Raw genomic sequence first — 14,393 nt, forward strand, 5'->3', positions numbered from 1 at the left:
TGAACGGGCATCGGTGCAAGGCCTACTGAACAGGTTCTCAGGCGTCCAGCGCGGCGTCAGAGGCCGCTGACTGCGGGCGCTGGCGTCGCCAGGCCTTTTCAATCTCCACGACCACCAGCACCACCAGCGCGGCGCCAACGCACAGCGCCAGCTCGCCCAGGCTCAGCGGCTCGGTGCGGAAGATGGGGTTGAGCCAGGGCACATAGATGGTGGCCATCTGCAGCGCGAAGGTGAGCAGCACGGCACCCAGCAGCGGGCGGTTGCTGAGCAGGCCCAGGCGCCAGATGGGTTCGGATTCGGAGCGGATGGCGATGACATGCGCCATCTGCGCCAGCGTGAGCACCGTAAACACCATGGTCTGCCAGTGCGCGTGGCCGGTGTGCAGGGCCCAGGCCTGCACCGCCAGGCACAGTCCTCCAATGAGCAGGCCCACGCCCAGGATGTGCTGCCACATGCCGTGGGCAAACAGGCTCTCGCGCGGCGCGCGGGGCGGGCGCTGCATGATGCCGCGCTCGGCCGGTTCGGCCGCCAGCGCCAGGCCCGGCAGGCCGTCGGTCACCAGGTTGACCCACAGGATGTGGATGGGCAGCAGCGGAATGGGCAGCAGCAAAAGCGGTGCGAGGAAGATGGTCCAGATCTCGCCCGAGTTGCCCGTCATCGCGTAGCGCACAAACTTGCGGATGTTGTCGTAGATGCGGCGGCCTTCGCGCACGGCGGCGACGATGGTGGCGAAGTTGTCGTCCAGCAGCACCAAGCTGGATGCCTCGCGCGCCACGTCGGTGCCGCCCTGGCCCATGGCCACGCCGATGTCGGCGCGCTTGAGCGCCGGGGCATCGTTCACGCCGTCGCCCGTCATGGCCACGAAGTGGCCCTGGGCCTGCAGCGCTTCGACGATGCGGATCTTCTGCGCCGGGTCCACGCGGGCGTAGACCTGCACCTGTTCCACGCGGGCGCGCAGGGCGGCATCGTCCAGTGTTGCGAGGTCTGCGCCGGTGAGCACAGGGGCATCCGCACTGCGCACAATGCCCAGCCGGTGCGCGATGGCGCGCGCGGTGGCGGGGTGGTCGCCCGTGATCATCACCGGGGTGATGCCCGCGCTGAGGCAGTCGCGCACTGCGGCCTGAGCCTCGGCGCGGGGTGGGTCGATGAGGGCGATCAGGCCCAGCAGCTCCAGCTGGCTTTCTACCGCGTCGATGTCGTTGGTGTCCGGCAGGCGGGCGTGGCTGCGGCGGGCGAGGGCCAGCACCCGCAGGCCCTGGGCGGCGAGTTGCTGGGCAGTGGCGAGGACCTTGGCGGTGTCGAGTGCGGCAGTGCCATCGGGCGTCCAGTGGGCGGTGCAGCGGGGCAAGAGCGATTCCGGCGCGCCCTTGGTATAGGCCACAAAGCCATCGGCAGCGCGGTGGAAGGTGGTCATGCGCTTGCGGTCGGAGTCAAACGGCTGCTCCTGCACGCGCGGCCAGGTGGTGTCGAGCTGGGCCTTGTCCAGCCCGCCTGCGTGGGCGGCCAGCACCAACGCGGTTTCGGTGGGGTCGCCCTGCCAGTGGGTGGCGGACTGGCCCTCTTCGTTCTGTGCCTGGAGCGTGGCGTCGTTGCACAGCGCGGCGGCGCGCAGGGCCTCCGCGTGCGTCGGGTCGGGCAGGGGGTCGCCGGGCACCCAGCGCACACCGTGGGCCAGCAGCAGCTCGGCATGCATGCGGTTTTGCGTCAGGGTCCCGGTCTTGTCCGAGCAGATGGTGGTGACTGAGCCCAGGGTTTCGACCGACGGCAGGCGCCGCACCAGCGCATGCACGGCCACCATGCGGCGTGCGCCCAGGGCCAGCAGCACGGTGACCACGGCGGGCAGGGCCTCGGGGATGGCGGCCACGGCCAGGCTGATGGCGGTGAGCGCCATGAGCAGCGGTGCCTCGCCGCGCAGCACGCCCACCCCAAAGATCACGAGGCAGATGCCCAGCACCGCCAGCGCCAGCCGCTTGCCAAAGGCTGCCAGGCGCAATTGCAGCGGCGTGCTGCGGTCGCCGGTGTCGAGCAGCGTGGCCACCTTGCCCAGCTCGGTGTGCATGCCGGTGGCCACCACCAGGCCCCGCGCCCGGCCGTGGGTGGCGGTGGTGCCCTTGAACGCCATGTTGGTGCGGTCGCCCAGTGCGCCCACATCCTCGGCGGCCAGGGCTTCGGTCTGCTTGGCCACCGTGACGGATTCGCCCGTGAGGGCCGATTCATCCACCTGCAGCTGCGCAATCTCGATCAGCCGCAGGTCGGCCGGGATCTGGTTGCCGGCCTCCAGCAGCACGATGTCGCCGGGCACCAGTGCGGTGGCAGGCACCACCTGCACGGCTCCGCTGCGCAGCACGGTGGCATGGGCTGCTGCCAGCTGGCGCAGGGCCGCCATGGCCTGGTCGGCGCGCCAGGCCTGCACAAAGCCGATGACCGCGTTGAGCACCACGATGACGAGGATGACCAGGGTGTCGGTGACCTCGCCCACCAGCCCCGAGATGACGGCGGCGCCCAGCAGCACCAGCACCATGAAGTCCTTGAACTGGTCGGCCAGCAGGTGCCACCAGGGACGGTTTTGTCCGGTTGCCAGCTCATTGGCGCCGTGCGTGGCGCTGCGGCGCTGGGCCTCGTCGGCATGCAGGCCCGCATCGGGGTTGACGCCATGTGCCTGGGCGACGGCCTCGGCGGTGTGCAGGTGAGGGGCTTGAGAAGGGGGCATGCGGCAATCTGGAAAGAGGCCGCACGCCAGTGCGTCAGTGCGCGTTCTGCGGCCGGGCTTTGTAGAAGGTCAGGGGGATCTCATTGGCCTGGTTCAGCACCTGGCGCTTGATTTTGCCCACCACGTGCATTTCACAGGGCTTGCAGTCAAAGCGCAAGGTCAGCTTCTCCTTGCCATTGATCAACATCAAGGGTTCGGCCTTGATCGTGCCCTGCACACCCGTGACGCCCTTGGCCTGCTTGGGGCACAGGCTCATCGAGAAGCGCACGCAGTGTTTGGTGATCATGAGGCTGACTTCGCCTTCTTCCTCGTGCGCCTCGTAGGCTGCGTCGATCACTTTGACGCCGTGGCGCACATAGAAGTCGTGTGCCTTGTGGTTGAACACATTGCCCAGGAAGGAGAGCGTGTCCTCGGGGTAGGGCGCGGGCGGCTCGATGGGCGTGGCGCGCTGCAGGCGCTCGAAGTTGCGCGCGCGGTTTGCTTCCAGGTCGGCCAGCGCGTCGCGGCGCAGCGCGTTGAGCACCGAGGCGGGCACGAACCAGGGCTCAGTCAGTTGCAGGGCAATGTCGTGCACCGCAAAGATGGTGGCGCCGAAGCGGCCGAGCTGCTCGCGCAGGCTGGCTTCGGCCTTGGCGGCGTCGGTGGCGCTCTGGTGGGCGTGCAACACGTCGGCGCAGCCCACGTTGCCGTCTTCATCGGTCAGCATCAGGCTAAAGCCGGTGGGCGTTTCGCTCAGGTGCGCCCACAGGCCGATGCGGCGGTCGCTGGACTTTTTCTCCAGCGTGCGCACCCAGTCCATGTCGCGGTTGCGGTTGACCTCGGTGCCCTTGCGCAGGTCCTTGAAGCCGTCCATCGGGTCTTTGGGGTACACCCGCCACTGGCCCACGCTGCGGGCCAACACGGGCTCGGCCACGTTGATGGCCATGCCCACCAGCTCCTTGTGCAGGTCGTAGTAGCACAAGCCGTCGCCGTTGTGCAGCACGGTGGCGGGGTCGCTCACCTCCAGCTCGACAAAGTCGGGCCCCACCTTGGTCACCCAGCCGATGGCCTGGCCGGGGTTCTTGGGGGTGTCGAATGCGCCGATGTCTTCCTTGCGGCCGGTCACGAAGTAGTCGGTGAACTCGCGGTTGAAGTTCTGCAGCGGGTCGGGCGTGAAGGTGAAGGTGGTGGCGCCGCTGGACGAGCGCGACAGCGGCCGGCCCGCACTCTCACGCTCTTGCAGGATCTCGTCGATGAGCGTGCGGTAGTGGGCGGTGATGTTCTTCACGTAGCCCATGTCCTTGTAGCGGCCTTCGATCTTGAAGCTGCGCACGCCCGCATCGATGAGGGCGCGCAGGTTGTCGCTCTGGTTGTTGTCCTTCATGGAGAGCACATGCTTGTCGTGCGCGATGAAGCGGCCCTTCGCGTCCGTCACCTGGTAGGGCAGCCGGCAGGCCTGGCTGCAGTCGCCCCGGTTGGCGCTGCGGCCGGTCTGCGCATGGCTGATGTTGCACTGGCCGCTGTAGGCCACGCACAGCGCGCCGTGGATGAAGAACTCGATGTTGGCGCGCCCTGGCGCATCCACGGGCCCCAGCGCCTTGTGCACGGCGGCGATCTGCTGCACCGTCAGTTCGCGCGCCAGCACGATCTGCGAAAGGCCGGCGTCCTGCAAGAAGCGTGCTTTTTCGGGCGTGCGGATGTCGGTCTGGGTGCTGGCGTGCAGCTGGATGGGCGGCAGGTCGATCTCCAAGAGGCCCATGTCCTGGATGATGAGGGCGTCGGCACCGGCTTCGTACACCTGCCAGGCCATCTGGCGCGCGGCCTCCAGCTCGTCGTCACGCAGGATGGTGTTGAGCGTGATGAAGATGCGGCTGTTGAAGCGGTGCGCGTGTTTCACCAGGCGCTCGATGTCCCGGATGTCGTTGCCCGCGCTGGCGCGTGCGCCGAAGGCGGGGCCGCCGATGTAGACGGCGTCGGCGCCGTGGTTGATGGCTTCGATGCCAATGTCGGCATCGCGCGCGGGGGAGAGCAGTTCGAGCTGGTGGGGCAGGAGGGACATGGGGCGTGATTATTTCAGTTTCACCATGCCGTGGGGCGCCCCTCGGGTATCGGGCGCTGCAGCTTTTGGTAACCATGTGGCGAGGCTTTGTGCTGCGTGGGTCTGGTACAACGGGCGCAGCGCGCCAGCCTCGGCGCCATGCCATGGCCTCTGTGAAACATGTTTTGCTAGACCACCGGCGTCGTCGGCCACTCCGTCAAACCCAGTGAAAGGACTCTGATGAGCACCTCCCGCGTGAAGAAGCCCACCCAGCTCAGCCTGGCGATCAACGACCTTGACTTCTGTTACCTGCCACCCCGGCTCAGCTTGTCTCCCACCCGGCACAACGATCTGGTCTGCACGGTGGACTGCTCGTGGTTCTTCTCCGAAGGTGCCAACCACATGGTGTTCGCGCTGGACTGCACGGGCGGGCAGGGCAGCTACAACCCCCATTGCGGGCCTATCTACCGCCACGGCCAGAACCTGTGGTCCGAGGCCCGGGGTTTCATCATCTTTGCAGATGGCACTGTGATGGCCGAACGATGGAACGGCACGGCCATGCCGGGGCTGGTGACAGTCACCAACACGGCGGGGGTGATCTTCAACCCGGCGGTGCACCCCGTCTTCACGCTCCGTATCCAGGCCGGCTACCGGGTAGGTGGGTTTGCCGACCGGATGTGCATCGCCATCCACCAGGGTATTGCTGCCGATGGCCCCATCCTGTTTGAAGGCGAGGTGACCGGGGCTGGGTGGGGCTGGGGCTGGACGGGGTCGCACAAGGTGGCCATTGCAGGTATTGGCCCGCATTTCGTGACCCCCAATGACACGGGCTGTGTGGAAGAACGTGTGCCCCGCGACGCGCCGAACGCCATCCTGCCGTTTGCCAACTTCAAGCTGCGGCTGATAAATGGCTGAGCGCGTGACAGAGATTGCGGTGCTTGCCAAGCAGTAAATCCGGCGAATCAACCCACGCCATTAGCCGTTTTAATGGCCTACCAAATTGCTAAGTCTGCATATCAATTTTCGGTGAATGGGGCCGATGCTGGCTAGGATGCGGGGCTTTGCGCCCCAAAATGGTGCGCAAAAGTTCTGCCCCTACCTTTTTGGAGACTCTCACCGTGTTTCGTGCTTTCACCCGCCAGCCTTTGCGTTCTTTCCCTGTGTCCTTCGTGCAGCTGGCTGCACTGGGTGTGTGTGCGGCCGCCGCTACCGCTGCTAACGCCCAGGACGTGCAGACTGTCAAGATCGCCCACGCCGGCCCCGTGTCGGGCGGTATTGCCCACATCGGCAAGGACACCGAAAACGGCGTGCGCTTGGCGATTGACGACCTCAATGCCCAGAACCTCGTGATCGGCGGCAAGAAGATCAAGTTTGAAATTGCGGCCGAAGACGACGCCGGAGACCCGCGCCAGGCCACCGCCGTGGCGCAAAAGCTGTGCGACCAGAAGGTGGCGGGTGTGGTGGGGCACCTGCAGTCGGGCACGTCCATCCCGGCGTCCAGCATCTATGCCAAATGTGACCTGCCGCACATCACAGCATCGGCCTCCAACCCCGACCTGACCAAGCCCGGCCACAAGACCACCTTCCGCCTGATCGCCAACGACAACGCTCTGGGTGCGGCGCTGGCGCTGTTTGGTGCCGACCATCAGAAGCTCAAGAGTGTGGCCATCATTGATGACCGCACGGCCTATGGCCAGGGCGTGGCCTCGGTCTTCAAGGCCACGGCGCTGCAAAAGGGGCTCAAGGTGGTGGGCGAGGAGTTCACCAACGACAAGGCCACCGACTTCATGGCCATCCTCACGGCCATTAAAAACAAGAAGCCTGACGCGATCTTCTACGGCGGCCTGGATGCGCAAGCCGGCCCCATGCTGCGCCAGATGGAGCAGCTCGGCCTGGGCAACGTGAAGTTCTTTGGCGGCGACGCGCTGTGCACCGAGAAGCTGCCCGAGCTGTCGGGCAAGACCCCCGCGCTGAAGAATGTGACCTGTGCCACGGGCGGTGCTTCGGTCGACAAGATGCAGGGCGGCGCCGACTGGAAGAAGCGCTACGACGCCAAGTTCCCCGGCCAGTTCCAGATCTACAGCCCCTATGCCTACGACGCTGCCATGGTGCTGGCCGATGCCATGAAGCGCGCCAACTCGGTGGACCCCAAGGTCTTTGCGCCCTTCATCGCCAAGACCGAATACAAGGGCGTGACGGCGAACATCGCGTTCACCGCCAAGGGTGAGCTGACCACGCCAGCCGTGACGCTCTACACCTTCAAGGACGGCAGCCGCGTGGCGCTGAACTGAAGCTGAAATCAGACCGGCAGCGTTCGCGCTGTGCTGGACGGCCGCTGTGTGCGGCCGTTTTTGCGTCTTGGATTTGCCTTTACAGTCAGGCGCGTAGCAAACGGGCAGGCCGTGCCCGGCAAAGGAGTGAAAACATGCGCGCAGTGTTTGGGTTGGTGGGGTTGGTGGTGGCGCTGGCCGTGGTGGGCGTGGTGGTCAAAAAGCAGATGTCTGCGATGCGTACGCCCGTGCCCACACTGCAGACGACCGCCACGGGGGCGCCCGCGCCCACCACCAGTGCGGGTTCGGGCACGGTGCGCGACCAGAGCCAGCAGATCCAGCAGCAGGTCAAGCAACAAGTAGAAGGCCTGATGCAGCAGGCCCGGCCCATGCCAGACGAAGAAAAATGAGAAAAATTGACCGCCAGCGCTTATCTACCAAGCGCTAGTAGCTATTATTTGAGTAGCAATGACCCTTGACCAAGATTCGCACTGGATGCGCCTGGCCCTGGCCGAGGCGCAAGACGCCGCAAGCGCCGGTGAGGTGCCCGTGGGCGCCATCGTGGTCAAGGACGGCCAGGTCATTGCGACGGGCCGCAACGCCCCCGTGGAAGGCCACGACCCCACGGCCCATGCCGAGATCGTGGCCCTGCGCGCGGCGGCGCAGCGGTTGGGTAACTACCGGCTCGACGGCTGCAGCCTCTACGTCACGCTGGAACCCTGTGCCATGTGCAGCGGCGCCATGCTGCATGCGCGGCTGGCACGGGTGGTGTATGGCGCAGCAGACCCCAAGACGGGCGCGGCGGGCTCGGTGCTCAACCTGTTTGGCCACGCCGAGCTGAACCACCAGACCCAGGTGCAGGGCGGGGTGCTGGCGCAGGAGTGCGGCCACCTGCTCAGCGGCTTTTTCCGCCAGCGCCGCCATCAACAACGTACCGATGCCCTGGCTCGCCATCCGTTGCGCGACGATGCGCTGCGCACGCCCGATGCGGCGTTTTCCGGCTTGCCCGGCTACCCCTGGGCCGCCCACTACGTCAGCAACCTGCCCAGCCTGGCGGGCCTGCGTTTGCACACCCTGGACGAAGGCCCTGCCGATGCCCCCCGCACCTGGCTGTGCCTGCATGGCAACCCGGCCTGGAGCTACCTGTACCGGCGCATGCTGCCCACCTTTCTGGCTGCGGGCGACCGCGTGGTGGCGCCCGACCTGATCGGCTTTGGCAAAAGCGACAAGCCCAAGAAGGAGGGCTTGCACCAATTCGGGTGGCACCGGCAGATCCTGCTGGAACTGATCGAGCGGCTGGACCTGCGCAATGTGGTACTGGTGGTGCAAGACTGGGGCGGCATCCTGGGGCTGACGCTGCCCATGGCCATGCCAGATCGTTTTGACGGCCTGCTGGTCATGAACACCCTGCTGGCCACGGGCGACGCGCCACTGCCAGCCGGGTTTGTCGACTGGCGTGCGATGTGCCGCGACAAGCCGCTGTATGGGGTAGGGCGCCTGCTGGCGCGTGGCAACCCGCATCTGACGCCCGAGGAGTGCGCGGCCTACGATGCGCCGTTCCCGGACAAAGGCTACCGCGCTGCGCTGCGGGCCTTTCCCGAACGCGTGCCCGCCGCCGTCGATGACCCTGGCGCCGCCCTATCGCGCGCGGCCCGCGATTTCTGGCAGCACCACTGGCAGGGCCGCAGCCTGATGGTGGTGGGCGCGCAAGACCCGGTGCTAGGCCCGCCGACCATGCGCGCGCTGCAGCAGTGCATCCACGGCTGCCCCGAGCCTGTCGTACTGCCCCGCGCCGGCCACTTTGTGCAGGAGCATGGCGAGGCGATCGCTGCGCAGGCTGTGGAATACTTCGCGCACTGACATCCGGCCTGGTGCTTGCGCATCCAGCGTCGGTCATCCCCCTGTTTACGGAGCAGGCCCCCGGTGGGCCTGAGCGCTTTGCACGACCACCATCACGACCATTCCCAGTGCGACCACGACCACGGTCCCAAACACATCTATATCTATTCGCCTTCCAGCGCCGTGCGCGACAAGGCGGCCTTCAAGCGCGGCATTGCCCGGCTCAAGGCCCTGGGCCACGAGGTGGAGGTGGATGAGGATGCACTGGCCACCCACACCCGCTTTGCGGGCGACGACGCCACCCGCCTTGCCGCCATTCACCGTGCTGCGGCCAGCGGCGCCGATGTGGCGCTGATCTCGCGGGGAGGCTACGGCCTGTCGCGCATCCTGCCGGGCATCCGCTACAAGGTGGTGGCCAAGGCCATCGAAAAGGGCATGCACTTTGTGGGCGTGAGCGACTTCACCGCCTTTCAGCTGGCCGTGCTGGCCAAGACGGGTGCCACCACCTGGGCGGGGCCATCGCTGGGGGCCGATTTTGGGGTGGAGGGTGAGCCTGATGACATCATGGAGGCTTGCTTTGACGACCTGTTGACTGGCCACGGCGAAGGCACGGGCTGGCGCATGAACAAGGAGCAGCCCAACGCCGCCACGGGTAAGCCGGCCGTGCCCAATGTGTATGTGAAAAGCGCCACGCTCTGGGGCGGCAACCTGGCGGTGCTGGCATCGCTGGTGGGCACGCCGTACCTGCCGCAGATCAAGGGCGGCGTGCTGTTCATGGAAGACGTGCACGAGCACCCTTACCGCATCGAGCGCATGCTGACCCAGCTGCTGCATGCGGGCGTTCTGGCCCAGCAGAAAGCCATCGTGCTGGGGCAATTCACCAACTTCAAGCTGGCACCGCATGACAAGGGCTACAAGCTGCAGTCGGTGGTGGACTGGCTGCGTACCCAGATCAAGGCGCCGGTGCTGACCAACCTGCCGTTCGGGCATGTTGAAACGAAGGTGCTGTTGCCCGTGGGCGCCACGGTGTCGCTGTCGGTGGAAGAGCGCGATGCGCTGATCTACTGGGGGCACCAGCACTGACGCGGTGAGGCCTTCACCCACTGACACCGCCACGACGGCGGTTCGCCACGCGCGCGTGGTGCGCGTCAGGAGGGGGTGTGAGGGGCGGCCTGCGCCGGGCGCAGTGCGCGTGGGAGCTGGCCCTGGAACAGCTGGGTGACCTGATCGATCACGCCCCGGGCACCGTGCTCACCCTGCAGCGGCACCAGTGTGCTGAAAAGGTCGGTGCGCAGGTACCACAGCGCCTCGATGTCGCCGGCATAACGCAGCCGCATATTCATGCGCGCCACCTCGCAACCGGTCAGGCCGGCCAGGCTTTGCAGCATGGCCCGCCGAACATCCTCCAAACCCTGATCGCGCACCCATGCCGTGGACGACGGCTTGTCACGGCCCAGCAGGTCGTGAAGGTTGTTGCGAAGATTGGGCTTGTTCCAGCGCATGGAGGAAGGCAATGTGTTTTTTGTAACAGGGTCGGCCAAAGTAAGCGGGAGCGATGCGCAGCGCAAGGGCCGTGCTCCTGTTTTTGCATAAAGACAACAGGTCGCCTCTGTTTGTTGCGAAATTTTACGTGTTGGTGGGTTTTTCGAGAGCGTGGGCGGACCCGCCCGGGAGGGACGCTGACAGGCCCTTGGTCGGGTAGTGAGGGGGGCGCGCATCGCACTATTGAAGCCTCGCCGGGCGGTGGCAACGATTCTTGACGCTTTGAAGAGTGCGCAGCCAAGGCGCTTGCACTAAACTGATTCACATGATGTTACCAACGGGCCCGCGTTCATGAGTGTGTTGTCGACGATGGTCTTTGCGGACATTTCGGGCAGCACGGCCTTGTATGAAGCGCTGGGCAACGAGCGTGCCACCGAGGCGGTGACGCAGGTCACGCAGTGGATTGGCGAGACCGTCGAGGCACATGGCGGCCGGGTGGTCAAGAAGCTCGGGGACGGGGTGCTGGGCGTTTTTGGCGATGCCTCCAGCGCGGTGTCTGCCATGGCGGCCATGCTGCGCCAGCACAAGGCTCGGCAGGACCGCTGGCCCCAGCCCTTGCGCATGGACGTGCGCGTGGGCGTGGCCAGCGGCGAAGTGGTGGATGTGGACGGCGATTGTTATGGCGATGCGGTCAACGTCGCCTCCCGTTTGTGCGAACGGGCCGGGCCCGCCGAAATCTGGGCCACCGAAACCACCGTGCTGCTCGCTGGCACGGCGGCGGACGTCTGGTACCGCAAGCTCGGCATGATGGACATTCGTGGCAAGGCCGAACTGCTGATGCTCTACCACGTCGAATGGCGTGAGGACGAAGCGCCCGATTCCCTCACCATGCAGGCGGCACTGGTCAGCAGCTTTGCACCGGCAGACTCCATCCTGGGGCAGATCCAGTTCTCCTGGCATGGGGTGGACCGCACCTTCACCTCATCGGACGCACCGGTCATGGTGGGGCGGGCCCAGCACGCCCAACTGTGCATCAACGACCCGCGCGTATCGCGCCTGCATGCGCGCATCGACTGGCGCAACAGCGGGTTCGTACTGACCGACATGAGCAGCTTTGGAACCTGGGTGCGGTTCGAGGGCAGCGACTCGCCCGTGCGCCTGCGGCGCGATGCCTGCATCCTGCATGGCACAGGGCACATTGCGCTGGGCGTATCGTTCAACGAGCCCAGTGCGCCGGTCATGAGCTTCCATGTGGCGGGCGGCAGTGTGCACCTGAGCTGAAAAGCCCGGAGCCGGCCACTCCTTCTGCACAGCAGTGTGACCGCAGCACGGGCCCCAAGCCTCCATGGCCCCGTGTGCACAACATCAACAACAAGGCCAACGGCAGGAGACAAGAAACATGGCATGGATGAAGCGGACAGCCCTCGGGCTGGTGGCAGTGGCGCTGCTGGCGGGGGCGGGCGCGGCGGTGTATGTGCAGCGCAGCTTTGCGCAACTCGATGGTTCCCTGGCGGTTGTGGGGCTGGGTGGTCCGGTGCAGGTGCGGCGCGACGGTTCCGATGTGACCCACATCCAGGCGCAGACGCCGCAGGATGCCTGGTTTGCAATGGGCTACGTGCATGCGCAGGAGCGCACCTGGCAACTGGAATTCAACCGCCGGGTCATGCACGGCCAGCTTTCCGAGGTGTTTGGCCCCGCCACGGTCGAGACCGACAAGCTCATGCGCAGCCTGGACATCATGGGTGTGGCCCGGCGGCAATACGCCGGTCTGCCGCTGTATGCCCAAGAGGCCTTGCAGGCCTACAGCAAGGGCATCCATGCCTTCCACCAGAAACGGCCCCAGGCCCTGCCGCCGGAGTTTCTGGTGCTGGGCGCCCAGCCCGGTGGCGCCGCCGGAGCGGTGTGGGAGCCCGAGGACAGCGTGGGCTGGGCACTGATGATGGCGTTGGACCTGGGGGGCAATTGGGGTACCGAGTTCGCGCGCCTGTCGGTGGCACGCACGCTGGACACCGACCGGCTGTGGCAACTGATGCCACCCTATCCGGGGGAGCCGCCCGTTGCGTCTGCAGACCTGGCGGCGCTGTATCGCCAGCTGGGGGTTTATCGCGCACCTGCCGCCGGTGCTGCTGCGGCGGCTGTTGCGCCAGCCACCCGCGAAGGTCCGCTGTCCCGGCAGATCAGCGCGGGCATGCTGGCCTGGGCCGACGAGCTCACCCGCAACGCAGGCACCAATGAAGGCAAGGGCAGCAACAACTGGGTCATTGCCGGCACCCGCACCGTGAGCGGCAAGCCGCTGCTGGCCAACGACCCGCACCTGGGCCTGTCGGCCCCCGCCATCTGGTACTTTGCGAGCCTGCAGGCCCCTGCGGGCAAGGCGTCTGACGGTACGCCGATGGGCCCCATCGATGCTGTGGGCGCTACCTTGCCCGGCATGCCCTTTGTGGTACTGGGCCGCACCGACAAGGTCGCCTGGGGCTTTACCAACACCGGCCCTGATGTGCAGGACTTGTACCTGGAGCAGATCAACCCCGCCGATGCCACGCAATACCGCACGCCGGACGGCTGGGCCCCGTTCAACGTACGCAAGGAAACCATCCGCGTCAAGGGCGAAGCCGACGTGCAGCTGCAGCTGCGCAGCACGCGCCATGGCCCCGTGCTGAGCGACGTGCAGAAGTCGCACGCCGAGGTGCTGGATTTGGGCAAATACGTGCTGGCGCTGCGCTGGAGCGCGCTGGACGACGATAACCAGACTGTGCTGGCAGGCTTCAAGACCAATCAGTCCAAGAGTGTGGATGAGCTCTTTGCGGGGCTGGCGCACTACCACTCGCCCATGCAGAGCGTGGTGGCTGCGGACGACCAGGGCAACATCCGCTTCAAGGCCGCAGGCCGTGTGCCGCTGCGCGATGCGGCCAACGACATCCGGGGCGTGGCGCCTTCGCCGGGCTGGGATGCGCGCTACGACTGGAAGGGCTGGGTACCGTACGACCAGACCCCGCAGGACGACGGAAGGAAGGGATGGATCGCCACCGCCAACCAGCGCGTGACGGCCCCCGATTACCCGTACTTCCTCACGCAGGACTGGGCCTTGCCCTACCGCTATGAGCGTATTGCGCGCCTCATCGAAGCCACGCCGAAGCACGACGCCGCCAGCATGCAGGCCATCCACCGCGATGTGACCTCGCTCGCCACACGTCGCCTGCTGCCGCACCTTCAGCAAGCCCAGTCTTCCCACACGCTGGCCGCTGCTGCACAAAAGCAGCTGCAAGGCTTTGACGGCCTGATGGACGCTGGCCAAGCCGCACCGCTGATCTTTGTGGCCTGGACGGACGAGCTGGCACGCGGCCTCATCATTCCGCGCATTGGCGAAGACCGGTTCACCGCCACGTATGGCAAGCGCGACTACCGCGCGGCCATCGAAGGCATCCTGGAGCGTAACGACACCTGGTGGTGCCAGCCCACAACGTGTGCCGAGCAATCGGCCGCCGCCCTGGGCCGTGCGCTCGACCGCCTGCAGACTGCCTATGGCGCGGACCCGGCCCAGTGGCGCTGGGGTGCGGCGCACCCAGCGCTCAGCGCGCACCGGCCCTTTGGCAACGTGCCGATGCTGGCGCCTTTCTTTGACGTCAGCGTGCCCTCACACGGCGATGCGTACACCGTGAATGTGGGCCAGTACAACGCGGGCGAAGCCTCTGGCCCGTACGTGAACCGCCACGCCGCTTCACTGCGCGCGGTGTACGACCTGGCCGATCTGGAGCAGTCACGCTTCATTTACCAAACCGGCCAGAGCGGCCTGGTGTTCTCGCCGCGCTACCGCGACATGAGCACCACCTGGGCCGAGACCGGCTATCGCGTGCTGCAGCGCCAACCTGCGCGCTGGGTGCACGCGCTGACGCTGACACCAGCCACCGCCAATCCCGCGAAGTGACGCGGCGGGGCTCACACCCGATCAGCTGGTCACGGGCATCGACGGCTGCTCGGCGCCCGAATACGCCATGTCGCTGGCCCCCCCTGGCGCGCGGCTATGCGCGGCTGGAAGGTGGCGCACCTGATACGGACCTGCACGAGAGAGCCTGAC

General features: G+C 66.4%; 10 protein-coding genes. 7 read left to right on the forward strand and 3 right to left on the reverse strand.

Annotated features, from left to right (window positions below; genetic code table 11):
• Positions 1 to 37: 37 nt before the first annotated feature.
• A complete protein-coding gene (locus ARADN35_RS0108935) occupies positions 38 to 2,710 on the reverse strand; it encodes a cation-translocating P-type ATPase (RefSeq protein WP_010461198.1) in 2,673 nt (890 codons plus the stop codon).
• Positions 2,711 to 2,744: 34 nt separating this feature from the next.
• Positions 2,745 to 4,748 (reverse strand): peptidase U32 family protein, encoded by a 2,004-nt coding sequence (locus tag ARADN35_RS0108940; protein ID WP_010461200.1) that lies wholly within the window; start codon positions 4,746 to 4,748, stop codon positions 2,745 to 2,747.
• 219 nt (positions 4,749 to 4,967) lie between these two features.
• On the opposite strand from ARADN35_RS0108940, the gene ARADN35_RS0108945 reads away from it, so the two are divergent.
• The 5 genes from ARADN35_RS0108945 to ARADN35_RS0108965 all read left to right on the forward strand — a co-directional run bounded on the left by ARADN35_RS0108945 (position 4,968) and on the right by ARADN35_RS0108965 (position 9,919).
• Positions 4,968 to 5,642, forward strand: a complete 675-nt coding sequence (locus tag ARADN35_RS0108945) for a hypothetical protein (protein ID WP_010461202.1) — start codon at positions 4,968 to 4,970, stop codon at positions 5,640 to 5,642.
• Positions 5,643 to 5,788: 146 nt separating this feature from the next.
• Positions 5,789 to 7,018 carry a branched-chain amino acid ABC transporter substrate-binding protein gene (locus ARADN35_RS0108950; RefSeq protein WP_010461204.1) on the forward strand — a complete coding sequence of 410 codons (1,230 nt, stop codon included), beginning with the start codon at positions 5,789 to 5,791 and terminating at the stop codon, positions 7,016 to 7,018.
• A 134-nt stretch (positions 7,019 to 7,152) separates the two neighbouring features.
• Complete coding sequence (locus ARADN35_RS0108955) at positions 7,153 to 7,407, forward strand: hypothetical protein (protein WP_010461206.1); 255 nt, start codon at positions 7,153 to 7,155, stop codon at positions 7,405 to 7,407.
• A 58-nt stretch (positions 7,408 to 7,465) separates the two neighbouring features.
• Positions 7,466 to 8,857 (forward strand): tRNA adenosine(34) deaminase TadA, encoded by a 1,392-nt coding sequence (tadA, locus tag ARADN35_RS0108960; protein ID WP_010461209.1) that lies wholly within the window; start codon positions 7,466 to 7,468, stop codon positions 8,855 to 8,857.
• Between the two features lie 78 nt (positions 8,858 to 8,935).
• Positions 8,936 to 9,919 carry an LD-carboxypeptidase gene (locus ARADN35_RS0108965; RefSeq protein ID WP_029413747.1) on the forward strand — a complete coding sequence of 328 codons (984 nt, stop codon included), beginning with the start codon at positions 8,936 to 8,938 and terminating at the stop codon, positions 9,917 to 9,919.
• Between the two features lie 65 nt (positions 9,920 to 9,984).
• Here ARADN35_RS0108965 and ARADN35_RS0108970 read toward each other — a convergent pair whose 3' ends face one another.
• Positions 9,985 to 10,338 carry a hypothetical protein gene (locus tag ARADN35_RS0108970; protein WP_010461212.1) on the reverse strand — a complete coding sequence of 118 codons (354 nt, stop codon included), beginning with the start codon at positions 10,336 to 10,338 and terminating at the stop codon, positions 9,985 to 9,987.
• Between the two features lie 331 nt (positions 10,339 to 10,669).
• On the opposite strand from ARADN35_RS0108970, the gene ARADN35_RS0108980 reads away from it, so the two are divergent.
• Together ARADN35_RS0108980 and ARADN35_RS0108985 are read left to right on the forward strand one after the other, a co-directional pair.
• Entirely contained in the window at positions 10,670 to 11,599 is a 930-nt protein-coding gene (locus tag ARADN35_RS0108980; protein ID WP_029413749.1) for an adenylate/guanylate cyclase domain-containing protein, read from the forward strand.
• A gap of 118 nt (positions 11,600 to 11,717) precedes the next feature.
• On the forward strand, positions 11,718 to 14,243 hold the full coding sequence (locus ARADN35_RS0108985; RefSeq protein ID WP_029413751.1) for a penicillin acylase family protein: 2,526 nt from the start codon (positions 11,718 to 11,720) through the stop codon (positions 14,241 to 14,243).
• Positions 14,244 to 14,393 lie beyond the last annotated feature (150 nt).

It is taken from the genome of Acidovorax radicis N35 (assembly GCF_000204195.1).
GTDB classification, from domain to species: domain Bacteria; phylum Pseudomonadota; class Gammaproteobacteria; order Burkholderiales; family Burkholderiaceae_C; genus Acidovorax; species Acidovorax radicis.